Genomic DNA, 21,663 nt, shown 5'->3' on the forward strand with positions numbered 1-21,663 from the left:
CCGCTCCCACGCTAATACCCAAGGGGGTATAGCTGCAACTTGCCGGATGTGGCTTTGCATACCCTGGGGGGTATCTGTCAGGATGGTCGAACCAAGACTTTTCCATCGATCCGAAACGGAGTTCGAACAATGTGCAGGGCAGCTACATGCAGGAAGTGCGGAAAGACCACCTGGGCAGGATGCGGCAACCACGTGGACCAGGTGATGCGTAATGTGCCCAAGGGTGAGCGCTGCACCTGCAGCGCAAATGCAGGCAAGACGGCTGTAGGTGCCCAGCCTTCCGGCGGCAGCAGCTGGCTCGGAAAGCTGTTCGGCCGCAAGTAGGTGCCTGCGCCTCCGGGACACGCAGGCACGGCCGTGGCAGGCTGTGCCCATGGAAACCAGCACCGGAATTCCGCCGTGGCCCGCGGCTGAACCCTCCAGTTGCAGCATCCGGCTCCGTCCGTTCCGGGACGAGGACGCCGGCATGGCCATGGACCTTGCCCAGGACACCTACATCCCCACGGTAGGCAGCCTGCCGGCACGGGCAACCCATGAACAGGCACTGGACTGGCTCGAACGCCAGCGGTACATGCATGTCCGGGGAACCGGGTACTCCTTCGCCATTGCCGACGCAGCCACGGACCGGGCCATCGGCCAGATGGGCCTGTGGGGCTGGGAACTGCAGCAGGGCCGCACCCAGGCCGGCTATGCAGTGGTGCCGGGTGAGCGGGGTGCAGGTGTCGCCGCCCAGGCACTCACCGCGCTGCTGGCATTTACCTGGAGCATCCCGGAGGTGCACCGCGTGGAGCTGTATATCGAACCATGGAACACCGCGTCCTTCCGCAGTGCAGAACATGCCGGTTTTGAGCGGGAGGGGCTGCTGCGCAGCTACATGGAAATCTCCGGGCAGCGCCGGGACATGCTCATTTATTCGGCAATACGGAACGGCGAAAAGCCCGCCTAGCCGCGGCGGGACTCTACCGGGACCAGGCCCAACGCGGCGCATCCCCTGGTGAGTCCGTCGAGGCCGAAGGCATCCAGGGGGCCGGCCACACCGGGGGTGAGATCCTGACGGTCGCGCAGCTGCTCGGCTCCCCATGCGATCAGCTCACCGGTCAGGGTGTAGACGTTCGGGCCGGTGAGCTGCACGGCGGCCAGCAGGTTTCCGTCTGTGCCCGTCACCGTGGCTACCACCTGGGTGCGTGTTTTTGCCCGCTGGCTGCTGTCCGGCCCGCCCGGTTTTCCGAGCATCGGCGCGGTAAGTCTCTCCAGCAGGCGGCGGCCCCGGGCGGAGCGGGCCATCGTGTGGGAGGCGGCGGACATCAGGCTTATTGCCCGGCTGAGGTCGGCAAACCAGCCGTTGTACACCGACACGGCGTCCAGCTGCGGGAAGGCCTTTGGCAGGAAAAGAACCTCCGTTCCCGGTACAAGGAATCCCGCCTTACGGCTACGGCGCGCCCCGCTCACCGGGAAATCGTGGACCTCAGCCGCTGCACGCTCTTCGACCAGGCGGCCGTTGGCAAAACGCACGGCGGGCAGGAACAATCCGTCGCGCATGGTGGCCCGGGTGCCCTGGCTGAGCCCCGGGTTTAGCGCGCCGGCAGTGAAATAGCCGACGTCGAGCTTTCGCCCGGCATCTCCGGCCTGCTGCGCCGCCATGGCGCCGGCCAGGATGCCCGGCACATAGTCATAACCGAAGGCCGGCAGCAGCACGGCACCGGTGTCCTGCGCCTGCCGGTGGAACCGCTCCTGCAGTGTGCGGACAAACCCCACCTCACCGGTGGTGTCGATGTACCGGGCGCCGGCCCGCACGGCTGCTTCGGCCACCGGCAGGCCGACGCGTTCGAACGGTCCCGCGGTGGTAATCAGCACGTCACCCGGATCCAACAGGCGGCGGACGCTGGCCGGGTCGGTCGCGTCTGCCGCAGTGAACTCCAGCCCGCCGTGTTCCTCAGCCAGTCCGGCCAGCGCATCAGTATTGCGTCCGGCCAGGACGGGCCGCAGACCACGCCGGAACAGTGCCCCCAGGACCAGCCCGCCGGTATATCCGGTGGCGCCGAGCAGGACAATGCGGCCGCTCATTTTGTCTCCTCCGGTTCGGGTTCGTATCCGATCAGCCAGTGCAGTCCGTATTGGTCGATGACCTGCCCGTCCGATGCCCCCCACGGCTTGGGTCCGAGCGGATCCACGATCCGCCCGTTGGCGGCGAGGAGGTCAAACCACTCGTGCAGACGCGCCGGCTCAGCGGTGCCGAGGAGCGAGAGCATCATGCCCTCCATCCGGACACTGGTCCCAGGCAGATCCGCATCCGCCCCGGCCAGTGAAACGACGCCGTCCAGCACCCCGTGCGCAATGGCGTCCGGCGCTCCTCCGCTGCCGAACTCCGCGTTGGTGTGCAGGGACAGTTCACCGCCGAAGATCCGGGCGTAAAACGTGAGGGCTTCGCGGGCAGTTGCCGGGAACAGGACATAGACCAGGGGCGCCGTCATGGCGGACAGCATACATACCTGAACCCGCCGCAGCGCCAGTGCCCGTTGACTCTCCGGCGGCACCGGCGGACAGTGGACCCATGCCAGGCATCGGCGCACCGCTGTGGGAGAAGCTGTCCGAGACCGTTGAGTCAGGATGGTGCCCCGGGCTGGTTGCCGGTATCCGGGTGAACGGGCAAACCGAAGTGTTTGCCACCGGATCGCTGGATTTTGGGCAGGCGGTGCCCATGGCCGAAGACACCCCGTTCCGCATCTCCTCGCTCAGCAAGCTCTACGGCGGCGCCCTGGCGTTGAGCCTGGTGGCGGACGAAACGCTGGGGCTGGAAGAGGACGTGTCCCGTATGCTGCCGGCGCTGGGCCACCTCCGGGTGCTCGCGACTCCGGATGCACCGCTGACCGTCTCGGTTCCAGCCCGCGGCCCGATCACCGTTCGGCACCTGCTGACCTTCACCGCCGGGCTCGGTGTCGACTTTGCTCCGACTCCGTACGCTGCCGCCACCAGGGACCTGCTGTGGGGGCCGAACCCGCCGGACTTTACGCCGGAGGAGTATCTGGCCCGGATTACTGCCCTGCCGCTGGCCCATCAGCCGGGTGAGCGCTGGATGTACCACGCGTGCGCGGATCTGCTCTCGGTGGTGCTGGCCAAGGCAGCCGATGCATCGGTGGGCGAGCTGCTGCAGGAGCGGATCAGCGAACCGTTTGGCCTGAGCGGCACGGGGTTTCCCACCGGGGCGGAAACCTTCCCGACTGTCTACCAGGAAGTGAACGGCAGGCTGCAGGAAGCGGCACTCTACCGGGACGCCATGGCGGTGCCGCCGAAGTTCGAATCCCTGGCCGGCGGCATGGTGTCCACGGTGCCGGACTACCTGCGTTTTCTGGCCGGGTTGGCCGACGACGTCGTGCTGCCCGCGGATCTCCGGGAACAGATGACTGATGACCAGCTGACCTCGCCGCAGCGCGAAGGCATGATCGAAATGTCCGGTCCGGATGAGTCCTGGGGCTTTATGACCGCAGTGCAGACCGGGCTGGGGGCGCACTGGTCCGAACCCGGCATGTGGGGCTGGGCGGGCGGATCGGGGACGAGCGCAGCGGTCTATCCCAACGGGGATATCGGCGTGGTGTTCACCCAGCGCTTTATGAGCGGGCCACAGGATAATTTCGACTACTTCTGGGAGCCGTTCGCGGCGTTGCGCCAAAGCCTGTACCGATAACCGGATCCCGGACGTGACAAAGCCTTATTTCCTTCCCATCCCGTGATGCAGCCGGGGTGCCGCCTGCGCGTTCCCTGAAACAAAAAACAAATCTCTTGCGCATTCGCATACATCTGTATACAGTCGCATACGCTGTGATGCAGCACACACACCGGAGGCGATCAAATGAGAAACGAAACAGTCAGCTCGACTGGGCAACAGGGTTATTCGAAGGCGATGACCCGCAAGGTAATCCTGGCTTCATTCGTGGGCACCACGATTGAGTGGTACGACTTTTACCTATACGGCACTGCTGCCGCGCTCGTATTCAATGTTCTTTTCTTCCCCTCATTCGACCCCCTGGTGGGCACCATTGCCGCATTTGGGACGTTCGCGGCAGGGTTCCTGGCACGGCCGATCGGGAGCGTGGTCTTTGGCCATTTCGGTGACCGGCTTGGCCGCAAAAAAATGCTCGTCTACTCCCTTGTCGGCATGGGTGTGGCAACGTTCCTCATTGGTGCCCTCCCGACGTACGCAAGCATCGGCGTCGCGGCACCCATCCTCTTGCTCCTGCTGCGCCTGCTGCAAGGCTTCGCGGTGGGCGGCGAGTGGGGCGGCGCCGTCCTCATGTCGGTGGAACATGAAGAGAAGGGCAAGCGGGGATTGGCGGGGAGCTGGACCCAGGCCGGCAGCCCGGCCGGTCTGGTGCTGTCCACCATCATTTTTGCCTTGGTGACTCTTATGCCCGGGGATTCCTTTATGGCGTGGGGCTGGCGCGTGCCGTTCCTTTTCAGTGCGGTTCTGGTGATGGTGGGGCTCTTTATCCGGCTGAGCGTGATCGAAAGCCCGGAGTTCAAGGCCATCGCTGCACAGGAAGAGCCCGCCAAAATCCCCGCCCTGGAGGCCATCCGGAAGCACCCGGTCAATATCCTGCTAGCCATTGCAATGTGCTTGGCACCCTTCGTGTGCTTCTACTTCTTCGCAACCTTCATGCTGACGTATGCCACAACCACATTGGGGATGGAGCGTCAGTCCGTCCTGTGGATTGTCGCGGCAGCCGGGTTCCTGGAGCTATTCACCATTCCCCTGGCCGCCGCACTCAGCGACAAGGTGGGGCGCGGCAAAGTGTTCCTCTGGGGCGCTGTGCTGTTTGCGGCCTACGCCTACCCGTTCTTCCTCATCAACGAGGCAATTCCGGGAACCGGGACGCTTCTTATCACTGTCATTGTTGGCCTTGGGCTTATCCACCCCCTGATGTACGGCCCGATGGCGACCCTGTTCGCCGAGCTCTTCCCGCCGCGCGTCCGCTACTCCGGCGCGTCACTCGGGTACTCAGTAGGTGCCGTTTTCGGCGGCGGATTTGCTCCGCTGATCTTTACCGCGCTGCTCGGATTGGGATGGGGAGCCGTTGCCTCCATTCCGCCATACATGATCATCGTGTCGGTCCTGACCTTCGTAGCCGTCTACATCGGCACCCGGCCGGGCCGAAGGTTCGAAGACGAGGGATTGCCTGCAAAGCGATCGCGGAAGGCTGTAGCCCAGGGAGACTTGGTGTGACGAAGGGCCTTGCAGCGCTCGCAACGAGCATTGACAGCTGGGCGGCGGCAGCACAGTTCGACGAACAGCTGACGGTTTTCCGTCAGAATGCCAGCTTTCGGCTGGGGCTCAGCGACGGCACAAATGCCGTGACGCTGGAACTCGGTTACGACGTCGTGAGCCCCACCGATGGTGCACCTGACCTCACCCTGATGGCCCCCTCGGACGCGTGGGCGCAATTGTTGTCGCGGGCACCTGCGGCAACCATGCACCATTTCCTAGCCATGCGCATGCGCGTCCCGGGGGTGCGCATCGACGGGGAGGAATTGCTCTTCGCGCAGCATGCCCACATTATTCGGCGGCTGCTTGAAATAGCCCGAGGCGTTGTTGACGCGCCGGTAGAGCGGGCAGCCGACCCCCGGATCGACCGCAGCCGGATCGAGGCGTTTTATGTGTCAACGACTTTGGAGGGCTCCTCAACGGACCTCTACGTCGAACGTGCAGGGACTGGAACGGGTGCGCCGATCCTGCTGCTGCATACAGCCGGCGCAGACGGGCGGCAGGCGCATCCGCTGATGTCGGATATCGAACTGACAAGCCGCCACCCGGTCTACGCATTCGACTTGCCCGGGCACGGGCGCTCAGCGCAATTGCCCGGTCCCATAGGTTCCTGGACGCTGACGCCGGAACGCTACGCGGAGTCGATTCTGTCGGTTATTGGGGCGCTTGATCTTGATCGTCCCATCCTGCTGGGCGCTTCAATGGCGGGGGAAGCCTGCCTGATGATGGCCCACCGCGCGCCCGAACGTCTCGGCGGAGTCATAGCCTGTGAGGCATCGGATCACGTCCCAGGCCGTGTCACCCCGTGGGCCGGCCACCATGAGGTCAACGAGATGCTCTTTGTACCCGAATGGATCGACGGACTCATCGGACCCGCCGCTCCTGCATCCATGCGCAGCCAGATTCTCCATACCTACGGCCAGGGCGGGCACCGGACCTTCGCCGGAGATATTGATTTTTACTCCGGCGGCTGGGACGGGCGGGAAATCGTTGCCGACATCGACACCGCCAAATGTCCCGTGATCATGATGACCGGGGAATACGACTATTCGTGTACTCCTGAAATGTCGGAGGCAACCGCCGGCAAGATCCACGGGGCCCACTACTGGACCATGCCCGGCCTCGGGCATTTCCCGATTTGCGAACATCCGGCAGCCTTCCGCCCGCACTTGGAACGGGCGTTGTCCCTGATAGGAGAGAAAAGTGGTTAAAGCGACCATTCCGGATACCCGAATGCTGGTCGGGGGTGAGCGGATTGCACACGAACCCGGACGCACGATTGCCGTCCTCAGTCCTTTGACAGGTGAGGTGCTCGCCGAAGTCGCCGATGCCGCCACTGAGCAGGTCAGCAACGCCCTCGCTTCCGCCGAATCTGCTTTCGAGGCTTGGCGCACCACCAGTGGAGCAGAGCGGGCCCGCCTGATGCACCGGCTCGCCGACATTCTCGAACGAGAAGCGGACGACCTGGCGCGCTTGGAGAGCGCCGACAACGGCAAACTATTGCGGGAAACATCGACCCAGGCACGCTTCACGGTCCGGAACTACCGGTTCTTTGCGGGAGCTGCGGACAAGATCTACGGGCACACCATCCCCTTGGATGCCTGGGAAACCTTCGACTACACCCGCAAGGAGCCGGTTGGGGTGGCGGTCCTCATTACGGCGTGGAACTCACCCATGCAGTTACTCGCCAACAAACTGGCTCCGGCGCTCGCCGCCGGGTGCACCGTCGTCATTAAACCCAGCGAAATCGCCCCTCTGACAACACTGCGGCTTGCCGATCTTGTGGAAGAGGCAGGGTTCCCGCCGGGTGTCATCAATATCGTCACCGGAGGCAAGGAAGCCGGTGTGGCGCTCACGACGGATCCGCGCGTAGGCCGTATCTCTTTCACCGGTTCAGTGGAGACGGGCAAGGCAATTGCCCGCGCAGCTGCTGACGTCCTCGTCCCCGTGACGCTGGAGTTGGGTGGCAAGGGTGCCAACATCGTGTTTGAAGACGCCGATCTGGACCGTGCCGTGCCCGGCGTGATCGCCGGCATTTTCGCCGCCGGCGGTCAGACCTGCATTGCCGGCTCCAGGCTCCTCGTGCACGAGACGGTGGCGGAGACGGTGATCTCCCGCATTTCCGAGATTGCCCGCCAGATCCGCATCGGGGACCCGACGGATCCGGATACCCAGATGGGTCCCGTTGCTTCCATCGTCCAGCGCGACCGGATTCTTTCAATGATTGCCGATGCCAAGACTGACGGTGCGCAGTTGGCTGCCGGAGGCGGTGCCCCCAAGGACGGCACCCTTGCCGGGGGTGCCTTCGTGGAACCGACCATCTTCACGAACGTGGCCCCGGACTCCAGGCTGGCACAGGAGGAAGTCTTTGGTCCTGTCCTGGCTGTCACGACCTTTTCCAGCGATGAAGAAGCTGTGACCATCGCGAACGGTACTGATTTCGGCCTTGCCTCCGGCCTCTGGACGCAGAACGTGCAACGCGCCCACCGAGTCGCCAGGGACCTGATCGCCGGCACCGTGTGGATCAACACCTACCGGTATTCAGCCGCCCAGGCACCGTTTGGCGGCGTAAAACAGTCAGGCTACGGCCGCGAACGCGGTTTGGAAGCACTCGACGAGTATCTGCGCACCAAAAACGTGCTGATGGACCTGTCCGACGATATCCGCGACCCGTTCGCAATCAAGGCTTAGGAGCAAAACATGAAGGACCGCATCGCACTCATCGGGCTGGGTCAGATGGGGTTGCCCATTGCCACTCGGCTTGCGACCGCCTTTGACGTTGTTGCCTTTGATATTTCGGCGGAACGCCGGGAACTGGCCTCGCGGCACGCGGGAATAGAGGCAACAGATGACCTGATCAAGCTCGACTCGGAAGCAGTCATCGTGGTGTCACTGCCCAATCCCGCAATTTCCCGTAGCGTGCTGCAGCAGCTGGCCCCCCACCTGCATGAGGGCGCCACCGTTATCGAGACCAGCACCGTGTTGCCGGACGACGTGCGCGAGTGGCAGCGAATGTTGGAACCCTCCGGGGTGCGGGTGATCGACGCAGCAGTGCTATCCGGTGTAGCGCAAATGGAACAGGGTAAGGCGACACTGCTGGTCGGCGGAGAAGATGCTGTCCTCGCCGACGTGCAACCGGTGCTGGAGGCAATTGGCGGCGCTGGCGTGGAGCGTTTCGGCGCGCTCGGTGCCGGTATGGCGGCGAAGGTCGTCAACAACGGTGTCGCCCATGCCGTGATGGTAGTGCTCGTCGAGGCGTTTGCCATGGCCAGGGCCGAAGGTGTGGCACTCACCGACATAGCGAAAATGCTGGACCGCGAGGATGGTGGCCTGCAGCGGCCCCTGAACCACCGCATCATGCAGCGCATGGCAGCGGGCGACTTCGACGGCGGGATGCCGCTGGAAGCAGCACGCAAGGACTCCACCCTGGCGCTGGCGATGGCGCAGCGCTCCGGCACCCCGTTGTTCGCGACCCAGGCTGCACAGACTGTTTACGACATTGCTTCCGGAACCGGGTTGGGGCGGAAGGACTATTCCGCTATTGCACAGCTCTGGGAGGGCTGGACCGACCGCGGTCTGGCCTACGGAGCGTGACGATGGAAGGAACGGAAGTCTACGCGCTTCGCTATGCCTACCGGACCGAATCGTTTAAGGGCGAGCATTTCCACGGCTATGCCAAAGACTGTCACGAGCGATGGCCTATCGACTACTTCACCTGGGTGATTGTGCAAGACGGAGTGCCCTATGTATTCGACACGGGTTTCACGCAACAGGAGGCCACAAGACGCGGCCATCGGACCTACTTGGGATCGCCGATAGAACTGCTGGGGGTGCTGGGCTTCGCGGCCGGCGACGTGGCTGTTGTGGTGCTCTCGCATTTGCATTACGACCACACGGGGTACCTGGATGCCTACCCCAATGCCCGGATCCTGGTCCAGCAGGCAGAGCTCGAATTCTGGGAAGGTCCCTATTCCCACCGGGGAGCCTACTCGCATCTCAGGCCCGATAACGATCTGTTGAGCCTTCGGAAACTCGTGGACAGTGGACGAGCCGAACTGGTCAATGGCGATGTCGGGGTTGTTCCCGGAATCACCGCACACCTTGTGGGCGGGCATACTGCCGGCACCCAGGTTCTGCGCATTGAAACCTCCCGTGGGCCCATCGTGCTTGCCTCCGACGCATCCCACTTTTACGCCAACTTTGAAGATGACCGTCCGTATGGGGCGGTACATCAGGTTGACCGTATGTACGCGGCTTTCGACACCTTGCAGGCCCTGGCGGGGCGGGATGGCGCGATTGTGCCGGGACACGACCCCCTGGTGGTTTCCCGGCATGAACAGCTAGCTGACCCGCGCATTATTCGTCTGCGGGTTCCCCCGAGGGAGTAGCAGCTTCGACCTCCCGTTGTACCGCTTTGAAGATCTCTTGTTTTACTGCTTTGAAAGGAACCATTTATGAACACCGCTACCTTTGACGTCATCGTAGTCGGCGGCGGCAACGCCGCCTTCTCGAGTGCCCATGCTGCTTCTGAGAGGGGGCGCAAGGTTGTTGTCCTCGAGCGCGGCCGGGAGGACATGGCGGGAGGCAACAGCTTCTACACCGCCGGAGCGACCCGCATTGCCCACGATGGCATGGCAAGTCTGAAGGGCCTTGTGGAGTTCGATGACCGCCACGAGGTCACCGAGGTGCCGCCATACTCGACCGATGACTACCTTGCCGATCTCATCAAGGTCACCGACGGCAAGACCGACCGGGACATGGCCGATGTGCTTGTCAGCGAATCCCATGATGCGGTGCGCTGGCTCAACGGCCTTGGCCTGAAATACCGTCTGATGTACGAACGGCAGGCATACGCCCGGGAGGACGGTACCTACCTTTTTTGGGGCGGCCTGCACATCGGCAACGTGGGCGGAGGCGAAGGATTGGTAGCCGATCACACGGCTGTAGCAAAACGACTCGGCACGGAGGTGCGCTACGGAATTCACGTCACCGGGCTCATCCTGGACAGGGGGAAGGTCGTAGGTGTCCGGGCCACCGATGACGAAGGTAACGGGCATGAGTTCCATGCCGAGAGTGTCATCATTGCCTCCGGCGGATTCGAATCCAGCCCTGAGCTTCGCAGGGAGCATCTTGGCGCGGGGTGGGAGAACGCCAAAGTGCGGGGAACGCCGTACAACGAGGGCGACATGATCACCGCGGCCCTTGAGATCGGTGCGGCGAAGGGCGGCGACTGGTCCACATGCCACTCGGTTCAATGGGACGCAGAAGCCGAGCAGAACGAGTCAAACCGCGAACTCACCAATCGGCTCACACGGCAGAGTTATCCGCTGGGCATCATCGTAAACCGCAACGGGAAACGGTTCCTCGACGAAGGCGCCGACTTCCGCAACTACACGTATGCCAAGTACGGCCGTGAGATCCTCCGGCAGCCGGGCTCGGTAGCCTGGCAGATTTTTGATGCCACGCTTCGGCCGATGCTGCGTACAGAGGAGTACGACATGCCAGGTATCGGGGTCCATACCGCCGATACAATCGAAGGCCTTGCACATGCGATGGGCGTCGACCCTGCGGCACTTGTTTCCACCGTGGAGACCTTCAACGCAGCAATCGACCGCAACGTTCCCTTCGACCCGACGGTGCTCGACGGCCGTGTTTCCCTGACGGAGCCGCTCAAATCGAACTGGGCGTCCCCGATTGAAACCGGCCCCTTTTACGCCTATCCGGTTACATGCGGCATCACTTTCACCTTTGGCGGGCTGAAGGGCGACCTGCACGGAAGGGTGCTCGATGAAACAGGTGCACCCATCCCCGGCCTTTTTGCCTGCGGAGAAGCTCTGGGTGGACTTTTCTCCGGCAACTACCCGGGAGGTTCCGGACTCACCGCCGGCATGGTGTTCGGACGTCGTGCAGGCATGATTGCCTGACCGGTCGACCTGGGGGTGGATAATCGATGTGACTTGAAGGGGGTGCCAATGGCTACAAATGTTTACGAGTCGATTCGTGAAGCCATCGTTAAAGGGCGCATAAAACCGGGCGAGCAGTTGAGTGAGTCCAACCTCGCTACTGAGTACGGCACTTCCCGTACGCCCATCCGGGAAGCGTTGCAGCGGCTTGAGGTGGAGTCGTTGGTTGAGCGGCTTCCCCGGGGTGTTCAGGTGCGCGAGACCAGTCCCGAAGAGATCATCGATATCTACGATGTCCGCATTACGTTGGAAGGCGCTGCGGCACGGGCGGCGGCGGAACGGGCTACGGAACTCGACCGCCGCCGTCTGCGGGCCGCGCAGTCAGAGATGGAGGCCATCGGGTCCGACCCCCACGCACGGGCGGAGTCCAATCGGCACTTCCACGAAGCCGTCTGGGCAGCGAGCCACAGTCCAACACTCATCGATATGCTTCACCGGCTTAACGTGCACCTTGTCCGATACCCCACAACGACTCTTGAGTACGAGAACCGCTGGCAGGAGGTTCTTGAAGAGCACAACGTGCTGCTGGACGCGATCGACGCCCGGGATTCCCTGAGGGCACGGGAGATCGCCGAAAAGCATATGAGTGGTGCCCGGGAGGTCCGCATGCAGATGTACGCCGAGGGTGACGCATAGCCCGCTGCGGTGCGTTGCGGGCGCACTGCCGCCGGGTCGTCGGCAGCGCTGACAAAAGTCCCGGCTAGGCCGACTGCAGGTACGCCAACACCGCGAGCACGCGCCGGTGGTCCGCCGGACTCTGCTGCAGGCCCAGCTTGGCGAAGATGGAGGTGATGTTCTTTTCCACCGCACCGGCGGAGAGGAACAGGGTGCTGCCGACGGCGGCATTGGTGCGGCCCTGCGCCATCAGCTCAAGCACCTCCGTCTCCCGCGGCGTCAGCCGGTCCAGGTCCGAACGGTGCCGGGAGGCGCCCATCAGCTGCTGCACCACCTCGGGATCCAGCACCGTCTCACCGCGCGCCAGCCGCGTCAGGGCATCAAGGAAATCACCGACGTCGGCCACCCGGTCCTTGAGCAGATACCCGACGCCGGCAGGAGTACCCGCCAGCAGCTCCGCGGCATACCGTGTCTCCACATACTGCGACAGCACCAGCACACCCACGCCCGGATGGGTGCGACGCAGCGTCAGTGCTGCCCGGATGCCCTCGTTGGTGAAGGTGGGCGGCATCCGGTTATCCAGCACCACGACGTCGGGCAACTCGCCGCCGTCCGCGCCGTTCAGGGCGGCGATCAGGTCCGCGGCATTGTCGACGGCGGTGCCCACCTGGTGTCCCCGACCGGTAAGCAGCTCGGTCAGGCCAACGCGCAGCAGGGTGGAGTCTTCGGCCAGCGCTATCCTCATGCGGCAGCCGCGGCAGGGCAGGGGAGGTCGGGGTGCGCCAGAATCATGCCTTTGAAGATAGCGGAAGCTCCACGCTGACCCGGGTGGGCCCGCCCGCCGGGGAGTCGATCTCCAGCCAGCCGTCCACCGATCCGGCCCGCTCCTGCAGTCCGGCGAGACCGGTGCGGGTGCCTGCGGCGGTACGGCGGCCGACGGCGGCGCCGCCGCGTCCGTCATCGGTGACGGTCAGCAGCAGCCCCTCGCCGTCGTTGTGCGCAGTGACGCTGATGTCGATCCGGGTGGCACGGGCGTGGCGGACGGCGTTGGTCACCAGCTCCGCCGCGCAGAAATAGGCAATGGCTTCGATGGCCGGGTCCGGACGGCGGCCCAGGGCGTAGGTCACCGCGACGGGCAGGGCGGCACCGGCAGCCAGGGTTTCCAACGCCGTGTCCAGCCCATCCTCCAAGGCGGCGGGACGGATGCCGCGGGCCAGGCCGCGCAGGTCAGTCAGGGCTTCCTTCGCGGTGCCGTTGGCGCTGTCCAGCAGGGCCAGGACCTCCGGGGCGGTGTCCCCGGCGGCGAGCCGCTCGCGGACATCACCGACCTTCATGGCGATGGCCACCAGCTGCGCCTGCGTGCCGTCATGGAGGTCGCGTTCAATCCGCCGCAGCCGGGCGTCGGCGTCGTCAACGGAAGCGCTGCGGGACTGCTCGAGTTCGCGCACCCGCAGGCTTGAAGCCGTCGGTGTCAGCAGCGCCGCAGCCAGCAGGGCCTGCAGCCGGGCGGTGACGTTGTTGACCCAGGGCCAGACGAAGAACAGGATCAGCAGCCCGGCGCCCGCATAGATCCACTGCCACATGGGGGTGTCGGCATAAACCTCGGGGAAGACCTGGGTGCCCCGGTGCCATGAACCGTCGGCACTTTGCTGCAGCGGGATGAACCGGTACCAGAACCAGTGCGTGACGCCGCCGAGCCCTAGCGCCAGGAACGTGGTGCTGAAGGTGAATGCGATCAGCGAGAGGACAAAAGAGACCTCCATATGCACAATCGCCCGCCAGCCGGCCCCGTCAGTCAGCCCGCTGCGGAGGAAGCCGACGAAACCGCGGCGGGGTGTAAACGGCACCGGCGCCTGCAGATCGGTGCCCAGCAGGTGTCGCGCCAGGCTGCGGTTGAGGCTGCCCCAGCCGCGGGCACCCACAATCATGGCCGCCGGAATCACGAGTCCGGCCCAGGTGAACGCCAGCGAGGCGCCAAGGGACACGGTGGCCACTGCGTAGGTAAAGGCGAGCGGTGTCAGCACCAGGGAAATCCAGTGATAGCCGAAAGCGCGCCAGGTTTCCCCGCGGAAGAGGGCCGGGACGCCGTTTCGGCGGGAGGCGGCGGGCAGTGATTGCGTCATGATCCAAGTCTGCCGGTGCCCGGAGGCCTGCGGACACCGGGCGCGCCGCCGGGCCGGGGTAGGGAAAACCCCCGTTATGAAGCCGATCGGAGGCGATACTTGACCCTGACACAGTGACAGAGAAGAGAACTGAAGCATGTTATCCATCGGAGCGTTCGCGCAGATCGGGCAGGTAACCCACCGCATGCTGCGGCATTGGGACACCTCCGGGCTGCTCGTTCCCGCCCACGTGGATGGGTTCAGCGGTTACCGTTCCTACGATCCCGCGCAGCTGGAACGGCTGCACCGGATCGTTGCTCTCCGCCAGCTCGGTTTCGGCCTGGAGGACATTGCCTCCATACTCGACGCCGGCGTTGACGCCGGCCGGATTGCGCAGCTGCTGCGCATCCGGCGTGCCGAAGTGGAGAACGAACAGCGGACGGCCACCGCCAGGCTCGCCGACGTGGAGCGCAGGCTCCGCCTCATCGAAAAGGAAAATGCCATGTCTCAGATCGAAATCATCTCCAAGCCCCTGCCCGCCCTCCGCCTGGCGGCGCGTACCGCCGCCGTCGCCGAACAGCCGGAGGTGGCCGGCGTCGTCGGACCGCTGTTCGACGCCGTCGGCGCTGCCCTGACGTCCGCCGGAGGAACCCTCGGAACCCCGGTTGCCCAGTACGCCATGGGCGAGGACGGAATGGACATTGTGGTGGGTTTCACCGTCTCCGCGGAGGTGCCAGGGGACCTGCTCACGGTGGACCTGCCCGCGGTCCCTGCCGCCATTTGCGGAGTGCATCTGGGTTCCATGGATCGGATCGGTGACAGCTGGCAGGCGGTGCACGCGGAGATTATTGCCCGCGGTTTCGCACCTTCGGGTCCGTGCCGGGAGGTGTACCTGCGCTCAGACACCGAGGACCAGCAAAACTGGGTGACCGAGCTGCAGCAGCCGGTGGAACGGCCGTAAGGCAGCCGCGGGCCGGTGGGAGAGCGCCGGCCCGCGGGATCCGGCTGGAAGACAGCAGCCCCATACCTGCGGAAAAATTCGGAACTACCTGAACCAGTATCGGTAAACACCCTATTCCGGTACTTAGGCGCTGCGTAGGCTCGGTCCAGCTAGCAGCAATTCACCCGGTATCTGACACCACTGCCAGGCAGGCGGATTACCGGAACGGACCACTCCCTTACGTTGGCGTTGTGTCCATTCCCCGCCGGGCCTGCATCCGGCCATGCCTGCCGTTCGGTGGGTACGGCCGACGAAGCGCACCCTCGTCGGCAGGAGCATCACCGCCATGAAACAAATCCGCCAACTCCGTGTCCTGAGTTTCCTAGCAGTTTTTGTGCTCGCTTTCCTTGGAATTGCCGGAGCGGCACAGGCAGTGAGCATGCCGACGCAAACGTCCCCCAACCTGGGTGCCGGCAAAGTCAATATTTGCCACCACCCGCAGGGCCAGCCGGAGGGTGTCTACAACTATCAATCCGTGAGTACGTCCAGCGTGTTTGGCGGCAACGGCCATGACAGCCACCAGGGGGACATAGTGCCGCCGTTTGAGGGCTACAGCGGAAGCGCGACATGGCGCGAGGACCCTGTCCGGGCCGCACAGTTCCTGGCCAACGGCTGCTCGGACGCACCGCCCACCACCTCGCCCGCCCCCACCCCCTGTCCCACCACGGATACGCCGGTCCCCACGCCGACTACCGCAACGCCGACGCCGGATCCGACCACGGGGACGCCGACGCCGGATCCGACCACGGGGACGCCGACGCCGGATCCGACCACGGGGGCACCGACGCCGGATCCCACGACGGGGGCACCGACAACGGATCCGACCACTGGCGCACCGACAACCAGTCCCACCGGCACCGCCTCGCAGGGCGGGGGCGCTGCTGCCGGCGGCGGAGGTGCAGCCAACTGCACCTGCCCGGACGCCGCAGCCGCCATTGCAGCTGCCGAAGCGGCAGGGCTTCCGGTGCCCACCACGGGACCTGACGGCGCTCTGGTGGACCCCGTCAGCGGTAACACTGTTCAGCCCTGCGCCAGTGCGCTGGCCTACACCGGCATCGAAGAAAGCGGCTTCCCTGTCGGGATGGCGGTCCTTGGCCTGGGCACGTTGGCGGCCGGTGTTGTGGTCATCGCGCTGACCCTCATGCCCCGCGGCCGCCACGGCTAAGCCCGGTGTTTCGCCGGCCGGGATATCTCCGGCCGGAGCACCGGCAGGGGAACACGGCAGCCGGAGCGGCGGGTCTCGCCCGCCCCCGGCTGCCGCTCTTCCTGCGGGGCATAACGGCGCAGCGGGGCTTTCCCCTCCCGCATCGCCAGTAGCCCTTGTAATGTCGACATCAGGTTTGCGGCCGCAGGCCGGTCCGGCGGTTTGAATCCCGTCCGGTGCCGCGCGAAACCGCTCTGAGTGAAGCCGTTCCCACCCACCGGCAGGGAGATGCCATGCAACTGGAACCACGCCAGCCCAGCACCAAGGGACCCGCCAATATGTTCACGGGCGACGTCTGGTTTGAAGTACTTGCCGCACCGAGGCCGTCCCCGTCCCGGATGCGGGTCAACTGGGTTCATTTCGCCCCGGGCGCCCGCACTGCGTGGCATTCACATGCCGTGGGGCAGACCCTGCATGTGACCGAGGGGTACGGGCTGATCCAGTCCTACGGAGGACTCGTTGTCCACATGCGGCCCGGAGACACCGTGTACACACCGCCGGGGGAGTGGCACTGGCACGGCGCCGGACCGGACAGTTTTATGACGCATCTGGCCATGTGGGAGGCGCCGCCGGTGGGGCCCGAGGCCGAATGGGGAGAACAGGTCACCGACGTGGAATACAGCGCGCGTTAGGCCGCCGGCAGCTGCAGGAACCGCCACCGAAAGGACAACCCGATGGAATACATCACCCTGAACAACGGCGTGGAAATGCCGATCCTGGGTTTCGGCGTGTACCAGGTCCCGCCGGACCAGACCGAAGAAGCCGTCACCAATGCCCTGGCCGCCGGTTACCGCTCACTGGACACCGCGGCGGCCTACCGGAACGAGGACGCGGTGGGGCGTGCCGTGCAGAAGAGCGGCATTGCGCGCAACGAACTTTTCATCACCACCAAGCTGTGGATCCAGGACAACGGGGAAGCCACCACCAGCCGGGCCTTTGAGACCTCACTGCAGAACCTTGGCACCGAATACGTGGACCTCTATCTGATCCACCAGCCCTTCGGCGACGTTTACGGCGAGTGGCGGGTGATGGAACAGCTCTATAACGACGGCGCCGCCCGCGCCATCGGGGTTTCGAACTTCGGCTCGGACCGGCTGGTGGACCTGATCATGCACAATGACGTGGTCCCGGCGGTAAACCAGATTGAAACGAACCCCTTCTACCAGCGCGCCGTCGAGAACCAATTGATGACGGATCGCGGCGTGCGGCATGAATCCTGGGCTCCGTTTGCGGAAGGGAAGAACAACCTTTTCTCGGATCCTACGCTGACGGCCGTGGCCTCCGGACACGGGAAGTCCGTTGCCCAGGTTGTGCTGCGCTGGCTGATCCAGCGGGGGATTGTGGTGATCCCCAAGTCAGTGCGGCCGGACCGGATGGCCGAGAACCTGCAGGTGTTCGACTTCGAACTCAGCCCGCAGGAAATGGCCGCCATCGCAGATCTGGATACCGGGCATTCACTCTTTTTCGACCACCGCGACCCGGAAGCAGTGGCCCGGCTCAGCGGAGTCAGAATGGAGTAGGTTCCGGAGGAATGTGCAGGTCCCGGACCAGGTAGAGCCAGGGGAAGGAACGGCTGCCCACTTGCCAGCCCTCGGTCTCGAAGTGATGGGCAGGCCGCGTCCACAGTACCCGGCGGTGCTCCCACTGGGTGTCGGTGCGCAGCATCCGGTGCCGCAGCAGATCGACGCCGATGGTGCGCCACCCCAGCCGGCCGGCAGCGTCCAGCTCGGCGAGTTCGTCAAAGGCCGTTACCGGGCCGAGCCAGCGTTCCTGCGGCCCGGATGCGGGACCCTGCGTCCGGGAACCAAAACGCTGCTGCACGGCCTGCCGGGTCATGCCCAGCTCACGGCCGAGCGCGGCCCAGCTGATGCCGGCGCTGCGGGCTGCGGCCACCGCACGGTGCTGCAGCTGCTGGCTGGCGCGCTCCGCGGCGCCGGCCCGGCGGACCAGGGCCAGATGATCCTCCTCGGTGAGGGTTCCGGCGTCGTCATAGCTGCCGAGGATCAGCGCGCCGATCTGTTCCTGCAGGTCACTCCCGGGGGCGGCAGGGTCCGCGGAGGGTGAATCCGTCACGGCCGGTCCGCCCCGTCCGCCTGGTTCTGTTCGCGGGACGGCAGCCACGTGGCGCCTGCGTCGTCCCGCTTCGCGGAGCCCCACCAGAGGTGCCGGGCCCCGATGTAGGTGGCGCAGACAATCAGCATTACCGAGGCTCCCTGGCACATGCCTTTGAAGAAACTGGTCAGATCGAGAAGCATGGACATTCCGCCGAGGACAAACCCCAGCAGAAGAAACACGGCGGCCATGCCGATGAGGTACCGGCGGTAGGTTTTCATGCGTCAATTAGACGTTGACAATTCCACTCTGTCAATAAGGAATTGACGTTTTTCGGCAGGCAGGTTTCAGCGGACAGGATGGTCCGGGCGCAGCTATCCTTCAAAAATGAATGCTTCCGGGGCCTTGCGAAGGAGAACCAGCGTGGAGAGTTCAGTGTTGTCACTGTGGTCATCAGGGTCCGTGCTCTCGATCGGATCGAAGAACTCCGTGCTGTCGATCGGCAGTGTGGGCTCGGCCTGCTCCATTGGATCGATCGGGTCCTTTGGCTCGGTGCTGGCCGTCGGATCGACGTTGTCCGTGCTGGCGGTGATGTCCTGGCTTTCGGCCGGATCCATCATGTCCTCGCGCTCCGTGGCCGGCGTGATGGCCACCGGCAGAGCCTGACCGCGTCCGCGCCTGCCAGCCACGGCAAGGGTGCAGGCCAGGCCGGCATACGCAGTGCGTGACCGCGAATTTAGCCGGCTGATGCCTCTCCTCCGGCGGGTGTCCAGGCCGTGACTGTCAGGAACCCGGGCTCCGCCAGATCAATATCCGCTTCCAGCTCCTGCCGCAAGGTTCCCGCATAGGGTGCCACCAGCAGCGTCCCCACCCGGACCATGTCCGCCCCGGCGGTGCCGCGCCAGCCGATGGACGCCGTGGCTTCCGCGCCCGGTGCCAGGGTCACCGTATCTGCCCCGGCATCCTCGGTCATCATGGAGCCGCCATGGACGGCGGTGATGCCCATGACCCAGCCGTCGCTGCTTTCAAAATCCAGATCCGGGTACCCCTGTACGGTGCAGGTCCGGGTGCCGGTGTTTTCCAGGGTGATCCGGGCGCCGCGGTGTCCGGTGGCCGCATCCCAGCCGCCGATGGACACTGCCACTTCATCGCCGGTGCACCATTGCGGATCGATCTCCGAGACCGCGGCAGCCACCGCTTCCGCGCCGTAGACCGTCGGCTCCGGAGTGGGGGTGCTCTCCGGGACCGGTGCCGGCTGGGAGGAATCCCGGGCGGTGAGCGGCAGGGTCACCAGCAGGGCAACCGAGAAAAGGGCGAAGGCGCCCAGTGCCCATGCCCGCTGCCGCCCCGGGGAAGTGGCCTCACCTGCGGCACCGTAGCCGCCGTCGTCGGCCCGGTGGCCGCCCTCGTCGTCCCGGTGGCCGTCCTCCCGCCGGGGACGCAGGTAGACGGCAAGAAGCGCAGGCATCCAGCCCCAGCTCACTCCCCAGTACGCGCCGGTCAGCAGCGAGGGGCTGAGCATGTCGAAGATCCACTGCACCCGGCCCAACGGCCATGCCGCGAGGATGCCTGCCGTAGCCAGCACCGCTGAGCCGGCCACGGCTGCCAGGACCACGCTCATCCAGCTGGCCAGGAACAGCGTGCCGCGCGCCGGCCTGCCTGCCCCGGTGCCTGCCGGCAGCAGTGCCAGGGTCAGAGCCGATACCGCCAGAGCCGAGAGCGGGGCCGCGAGGACCAAAGCCGGCCCGTCCAGCAGCGAGCGGATACGGACCGGCATGGTGTCGGGGGCAACCACGGCCGCCAGCCATACCGGTATTCTGCCGTTGCCGGCCGTCAGCAGCGCCTCATACCCCCAGCCCGAAAGCAGCCAGAGCAGCGCCACGGCAGCCGGCAAAAGAAGCGGTTTTACTACTGTTTTCCCCATGGCGGGAGCGTACCTGACCTTCCTCAAGCGCCCTCGGCCCGCGGATGCAGCACATTCTCCGGAGCCAGATGCCGGTGTAGCTCCGCAGCGAGTTCGGCCAGCGCCTGCGGGGCGCTGCGGAACACGCGGGGGAAGCCCAGGTAACCGTGCGGCATCCCCACGTACGTGGTCACCCGGACCGGCACGCCCGCAGCCCGCAGCGCATCGGCATAACGCAGCCCGTCGTCGCGGAGGGGATCGTGTTCGGCCACCTGGATCAGTGCCGGCGGCAGCCTGCTGTGGTCCGGAGCCAGCAACGGGGAAGCACACGGGTTGGTGTAATCCTCCGCCTGCGGGGCATAAAGACTGCGGTAGCGGAGCATGTCCTGCTTGGTGAGCATAGGCGCGTTGGCATTTTCCTCAATCGAAGCGCTGCCCATGGTCAGGTCGGTGGCCGGGTACACCAGACCCTGAAAGGAGAGCGCAGGTCCGGAGCGGTCCCGCGCCAACAGGGTCAGGACCGCTGCCAGATTGCCGCCGGCACTGTCGCCCACCACCGCCAGCCGGCGGGCGTCCGCCGCCCATTCCGCGGCGCGTTCGGACACCTCCAGCATTGCGGCGTAGCAGTCCTCGACCGCGGCGGGCCAGGGATGCGCGGGGGCCAGCCGGTATGCCAGGGAAACGACGACGGCGCGCGCGTCCCGGGCAATGGTGCTGGCGATGCCGTCGTAGACGTTCAGGGTTCCGAAGGTCCAGCCGCCGCCGTGCATAAACACCACCAGCGGCAGGGTTTCCGCGTTTTGCGCAGGACGGTAAATCCGGACGGGAATCCGGGCTCCGGAGCCTGCGGCGGTGTCATTGATAACGTCCACTCCGGCAGCGAGGCCGCCCAGCATAAAGTCCGTCACGGGGTTGTGCCGGACGGACAGTTTCTGTTCCGCGCGAATCCGCGCCTCGCTTTTGCCGGCCACCGAAAACCGCTTCAGTACCCTGCCGAGCAGCCGTACCCGCAGATCAAGCTTTGCCATGGCGATGCCCTTTGGTGCCGGAATCCTGCTCCGCCCGATGCCGGATCCGGCGGGGCGGGTGTAGTTAACACGGTAGAGTCCCGGGAAAGCACCCGCGACTGGAAGGGCCGGAATGGCGAAGGATGACCCGCAGGATCTGCCGGGAAATAGGACGGATACACGCAGGACAGCCGCGCCCGCACAGCCGGAGCAGCCGGGAATCTCGGGTGCACCCGAGCGATCCGGAAGGCTGGGCTGGTCCGGCGGCATCGCGCTGGGGCTGGGCATCACCTGTTTCCTGCTGACCCTGTTGCCGGCGTTCGCCCTCTTCCGGCTCACGCTGGAGATCGACGGCTGGACGGGTGCAGCCGTGTGGATGGGTCCGGGATGGGCTGCGGGGCTGAGCCTGGGCATCATCCTGCTCGTGGTCGGCGCCCGCAGCGGGAGTCCCAAGGCGGGCGCCTGGGGTTTGCTGGGTATGTTCCTGCTCTGGGCGGCGCCCTGGGTGCTCATAGCCCTGGGGCAGCAGGCCTGACCGCCCGCGCCGGCCAGCCGCCGTC

The 21,663-nt window shown here is 65.3% G+C and carries 24 protein-coding genes; 15 read left to right on the plus strand and 9 right to left on the minus strand.

The genetic code is table 11. The features are described from left to right. The first annotated feature begins 129 nt into the window (after window positions 1–129). Together QWJ37_RS01950 and QWJ37_RS01955 are read left to right on the plus strand one after the other, a co-directional pair. Window positions 130–324 carry a hypothetical protein gene (locus tag QWJ37_RS01950; protein WP_227902942.1) on the plus strand — a complete coding sequence of 65 codons (195 nt, stop codon included), beginning with the start codon at window positions 130–132 and terminating at the stop codon, window positions 322–324. Between the two features lie 49 nt (window positions 325–373). Further along, complete coding sequence (locus QWJ37_RS01955) at window positions 374–946, plus strand: GNAT family protein (protein WP_290243685.1); 573 nt, start codon at window positions 374–376, stop codon at window positions 944–946. On the opposite strand, the gene QWJ37_RS01960 is transcribed toward QWJ37_RS01955, so the two are convergent. Continuing rightward, window positions 943–2,064 (minus strand): saccharopine dehydrogenase NADP-binding domain-containing protein, encoded by a 1,122-nt coding sequence (locus tag QWJ37_RS01960; RefSeq protein ID WP_290243687.1) that lies wholly within the window; start codon window positions 2,062–2,064, stop codon window positions 943–945. The genes QWJ37_RS01955 and QWJ37_RS01960 overlap by 4 nt on opposite strands. Next, window positions 2,061–2,471, minus strand: a complete 411-nt coding sequence (locus tag QWJ37_RS01965) for a VOC family protein (RefSeq protein ID WP_227902939.1) — start codon at window positions 2,469–2,471, stop codon at window positions 2,061–2,063. Before QWJ37_RS01965 ends, QWJ37_RS01960 begins: the two co-directional genes overlap by 4 nt. Before the next feature lie 80 nt (window positions 2,472–2,551). Here QWJ37_RS01965 and QWJ37_RS01970 point away from each other — a divergent pair, with 80 nt between their 5' ends. The 8 genes from QWJ37_RS01970 to QWJ37_RS02005 all read left to right on the plus strand — a co-directional run bounded on the left by QWJ37_RS01970 (window position 2,552) and on the right by QWJ37_RS02005 (window position 11,856). Continuing rightward, the gene (locus QWJ37_RS01970; RefSeq protein WP_290243690.1) at window positions 2,552–3,682 is read left to right on the plus strand and encodes a serine hydrolase domain-containing protein; all 1,131 of its coding nucleotides are present in this window, start codon (window positions 2,552–2,554) and stop codon (window positions 3,680–3,682) included. A 216-nt stretch (window positions 3,683–3,898) separates the two neighbouring features. Beyond that, window positions 3,899–5,218, plus strand: a complete 1,320-nt coding sequence (locus QWJ37_RS01975) for an MFS transporter (protein ID WP_290243692.1) — start codon at window positions 3,899–3,901, stop codon at window positions 5,216–5,218. Continuing rightward, window positions 5,215–6,468 carry an alpha/beta fold hydrolase gene (locus QWJ37_RS01980; RefSeq protein WP_290243694.1) on the plus strand — a complete coding sequence of 418 codons (1,254 nt, stop codon included), beginning with the start codon at window positions 5,215–5,217 and terminating at the stop codon, window positions 6,466–6,468. Before QWJ37_RS01975 ends, QWJ37_RS01980 begins: the two co-directional genes overlap by 4 nt. After that, window positions 6,461–7,948, plus strand: coding sequence for an aldehyde dehydrogenase (locus QWJ37_RS01985; RefSeq protein WP_290243696.1), 1,488 nt, complete (start codon window positions 6,461–6,463; stop codon window positions 7,946–7,948). Before QWJ37_RS01980 ends, QWJ37_RS01985 begins: the two co-directional genes overlap by 8 nt. 9 nt (window positions 7,949–7,957) lie before the next feature. Further along, complete coding sequence (locus tag QWJ37_RS01990) at window positions 7,958–8,851, plus strand: NAD(P)-dependent oxidoreductase (RefSeq protein WP_290243698.1); 894 nt, start codon at window positions 7,958–7,960, stop codon at window positions 8,849–8,851. Between the two features lie 2 nt (window positions 8,852–8,853). Further along, on the plus strand, window positions 8,854–9,645 hold the full coding sequence (locus tag QWJ37_RS01995; protein ID WP_290244818.1) for an N-acyl homoserine lactonase family protein: 792 nt from the start codon (window positions 8,854–8,856) through the stop codon (window positions 9,643–9,645). Window positions 9,646–9,711: 66 nt separating this feature from the next. After that, window positions 9,712–11,181, plus strand: a complete 1,470-nt coding sequence (tcuA, locus tag QWJ37_RS02000) for an FAD-dependent tricarballylate dehydrogenase TcuA (RefSeq protein ID WP_290243700.1) — start codon at window positions 9,712–9,714, stop codon at window positions 11,179–11,181. A gap of 48 nt (window positions 11,182–11,229) precedes the next feature. Continuing rightward, window positions 11,230–11,856, plus strand: coding sequence for a GntR family transcriptional regulator (locus tag QWJ37_RS02005; RefSeq protein WP_290243703.1), 627 nt, complete (start codon window positions 11,230–11,232; stop codon window positions 11,854–11,856). A 64-nt stretch (window positions 11,857–11,920) separates the two neighbouring features. Here the strand turns inward: QWJ37_RS02005 and QWJ37_RS02010 are convergent, their stop codons facing one another. Continuing rightward, a complete protein-coding gene (locus tag QWJ37_RS02010) occupies window positions 11,921–12,580 on the minus strand; it encodes a response regulator transcription factor (RefSeq protein WP_227928312.1) in 660 nt (219 codons plus the stop codon). A 43-nt stretch (window positions 12,581–12,623) separates the two neighbouring features. Further along, a complete protein-coding gene (locus QWJ37_RS02015; RefSeq protein WP_290243707.1) occupies window positions 12,624–13,958 on the minus strand; it encodes a sensor histidine kinase in 1,335 nt (444 codons plus the stop codon). A gap of 136 nt (window positions 13,959–14,094) precedes the next feature. Between QWJ37_RS02015 and QWJ37_RS02020 the strand changes: the two genes are divergently transcribed. The 4 genes from QWJ37_RS02020 (at window position 14,095) to QWJ37_RS02035 (ending at window position 17,661) form a co-directional block, all read left to right on the plus strand. After that, window positions 14,095–14,898, plus strand: a complete 804-nt coding sequence (locus tag QWJ37_RS02020; protein WP_290243709.1) for a MerR family transcriptional regulator — start codon at window positions 14,095–14,097, stop codon at window positions 14,896–14,898. A 418-nt stretch (window positions 14,899–15,316) separates the two neighbouring features. Continuing rightward, entirely contained in the window at window positions 15,317–16,102 is a 786-nt protein-coding gene (locus QWJ37_RS02025; RefSeq protein WP_290243711.1) for a hypothetical protein, read from the plus strand. A gap of 272 nt (window positions 16,103–16,374) precedes the next feature. Continuing rightward, complete coding sequence (locus tag QWJ37_RS02030; RefSeq protein ID WP_227902935.1) at window positions 16,375–16,773, plus strand: cupin domain-containing protein; 399 nt, start codon at window positions 16,375–16,377, stop codon at window positions 16,771–16,773. 42 nt (window positions 16,774–16,815) lie between these two features. Continuing rightward, a complete protein-coding gene (locus QWJ37_RS02035) occupies window positions 16,816–17,661 on the plus strand; it encodes an aldo/keto reductase (RefSeq protein WP_290243713.1) in 846 nt (281 codons plus the stop codon). On the opposite strand, the gene QWJ37_RS02040 is transcribed toward QWJ37_RS02035, so the two are convergent. The 5 genes from QWJ37_RS02040 to QWJ37_RS02060 all read right to left on the minus strand — a co-directional run bounded on the left by QWJ37_RS02040 (window position 17,648) and on the right by QWJ37_RS02060 (window position 21,124). Then, window positions 17,648–18,214: a hypothetical protein gene (locus QWJ37_RS02040; protein ID WP_290243715.1), complete on the minus strand. Its 567-nt coding sequence runs from the start codon at window positions 18,212–18,214 to the stop codon at window positions 17,648–17,650. The two genes, QWJ37_RS02035 and QWJ37_RS02040, sit on opposite strands and share 14 nt — an antisense overlap. Beyond that, the gene (locus QWJ37_RS02045) at window positions 18,211–18,474 is read right to left on the minus strand and encodes a hypothetical protein (protein ID WP_290243716.1); all 264 of its coding nucleotides are present in this window, start codon (window positions 18,472–18,474) and stop codon (window positions 18,211–18,213) included. The genes QWJ37_RS02040 and QWJ37_RS02045 overlap by 4 nt, the downstream gene beginning before the upstream one ends. 93 nt (window positions 18,475–18,567) lie before the next feature. Beyond that, window positions 18,568–18,846, minus strand: a complete 279-nt coding sequence (locus QWJ37_RS02050; RefSeq protein ID WP_290243718.1) for a hypothetical protein — start codon at window positions 18,844–18,846, stop codon at window positions 18,568–18,570. 83 nt (window positions 18,847–18,929) lie between these two features. Beyond that, complete coding sequence (locus tag QWJ37_RS02055) at window positions 18,930–20,117, minus strand: DUF4232 domain-containing protein (protein WP_290243719.1); 1,188 nt, start codon at window positions 20,115–20,117, stop codon at window positions 18,930–18,932. Window positions 20,118–20,140: 23 nt separating this feature from the next. Further along, the gene (locus QWJ37_RS02060) at window positions 20,141–21,124 is read right to left on the minus strand and encodes an alpha/beta hydrolase (RefSeq protein ID WP_290243721.1); all 984 of its coding nucleotides are present in this window, start codon (window positions 21,122–21,124) and stop codon (window positions 20,141–20,143) included. Window positions 21,125–21,236: 112 nt separating this feature from the next. Between QWJ37_RS02060 and QWJ37_RS02065 the strand changes: the two genes are divergently transcribed. After that, the gene (locus tag QWJ37_RS02065) at window positions 21,237–21,638 is read left to right on the plus strand and encodes a hypothetical protein (protein WP_290243723.1); all 402 of its coding nucleotides are present in this window, start codon (window positions 21,237–21,239) and stop codon (window positions 21,636–21,638) included. Window positions 21,639–21,663: the final 25 nt, after the last annotated feature.

Origin of the sequence: Arthrobacter sp. YD2 (assembly GCF_030410475.1) — a bacterium.
Taxonomy (GTDB): domain Bacteria; phylum Actinomycetota; class Actinomycetes; order Actinomycetales; family Micrococcaceae; genus Arthrobacter_B; species Arthrobacter_B zhangbolii.

Bases quoted from the DNA above. Each gene is read 5' to 3' on its own strand.
- QWJ37_RS01950 (WP_227902942.1), top strand. From the start codon at position 130: ATGTGCAGGGCAGCTACATGCAGGAAGTGCGGAAAGACCACCTGGGCA.
- QWJ37_RS01955 (WP_290243685.1), top strand. From the start codon at position 374: ATGGAAACCAGCACCGGAATTCCGCCGTGGCCCGCGGCTGAACCCTCC.
- QWJ37_RS01960 (WP_290243687.1), bottom strand. From the start codon at position 2,064: ATGAGCGGCCGCATTGTCCTGCTCGGCGCCACCGGATATACCGGCGGG.
- QWJ37_RS01965 (WP_227902939.1), bottom strand. From the start codon at position 2,471: ATGACGGCGCCCCTGGTCTATGTCCTGTTCCCGGCAACTGCCCGCGAA.
- QWJ37_RS01970 (WP_290243690.1), top strand. From the start codon at position 2,552: ATGCCAGGCATCGGCGCACCGCTGTGGGAGAAGCTGTCCGAGACCGTT.
- QWJ37_RS01975 (WP_290243692.1), top strand. From the start codon at position 3,899: ATGACCCGCAAGGTAATCCTGGCTTCATTCGTGGGCACCACGATTGAG.
- QWJ37_RS01990 (WP_290243698.1), top strand. From the start codon at position 7,958: ATGAAGGACCGCATCGCACTCATCGGGCTGGGTCAGATGGGGTTGCCC.
- QWJ37_RS01995 (WP_290244818.1), top strand. From the start codon at position 8,854: ATGGAAGGAACGGAAGTCTACGCGCTTCGCTATGCCTACCGGACCGAA.
- tcuA (WP_290243700.1), top strand. From the start codon at position 9,712: ATGAACACCGCTACCTTTGACGTCATCGTAGTCGGCGGCGGCAACGCC.
- QWJ37_RS02005 (WP_290243703.1), top strand. From the start codon at position 11,230: ATGGCTACAAATGTTTACGAGTCGATTCGTGAAGCCATCGTTAAAGGG.
- QWJ37_RS02010 (WP_227928312.1), bottom strand. From the start codon at position 12,580: ATGAGGATAGCGCTGGCCGAAGACTCCACCCTGCTGCGCGTTGGCCTG.
- QWJ37_RS02015 (WP_290243707.1), bottom strand. From the start codon at position 13,958: ATGACGCAATCACTGCCCGCCGCCTCCCGCCGAAACGGCGTCCCGGCC.
- QWJ37_RS02020 (WP_290243709.1), top strand. From the start codon at position 14,095: ATGTTATCCATCGGAGCGTTCGCGCAGATCGGGCAGGTAACCCACCGC.
- QWJ37_RS02025 (WP_290243711.1), top strand. From the start codon at position 15,317: ATGCCGACGCAAACGTCCCCCAACCTGGGTGCCGGCAAAGTCAATATT.
- QWJ37_RS02030 (WP_227902935.1), top strand. From the start codon at position 16,375: ATGCAACTGGAACCACGCCAGCCCAGCACCAAGGGACCCGCCAATATG.
- QWJ37_RS02035 (WP_290243713.1), top strand. From the start codon at position 16,816: ATGGAATACATCACCCTGAACAACGGCGTGGAAATGCCGATCCTGGGT.
- QWJ37_RS02045 (WP_290243716.1), bottom strand. From the start codon at position 18,474: ATGAAAACCTACCGCCGGTACCTCATCGGCATGGCCGCCGTGTTTCTT.
- QWJ37_RS02055 (WP_290243719.1), bottom strand. From the start codon at position 20,117: ATGGGGAAAACAGTAGTAAAACCGCTTCTTTTGCCGGCTGCCGTGGCG.
- QWJ37_RS02060 (WP_290243721.1), bottom strand. From the start codon at position 21,124: ATGGCAAAGCTTGATCTGCGGGTACGGCTGCTCGGCAGGGTACTGAAG.
- QWJ37_RS02065 (WP_290243723.1), top strand. From the start codon at position 21,237: ATGGCGAAGGATGACCCGCAGGATCTGCCGGGAAATAGGACGGATACA.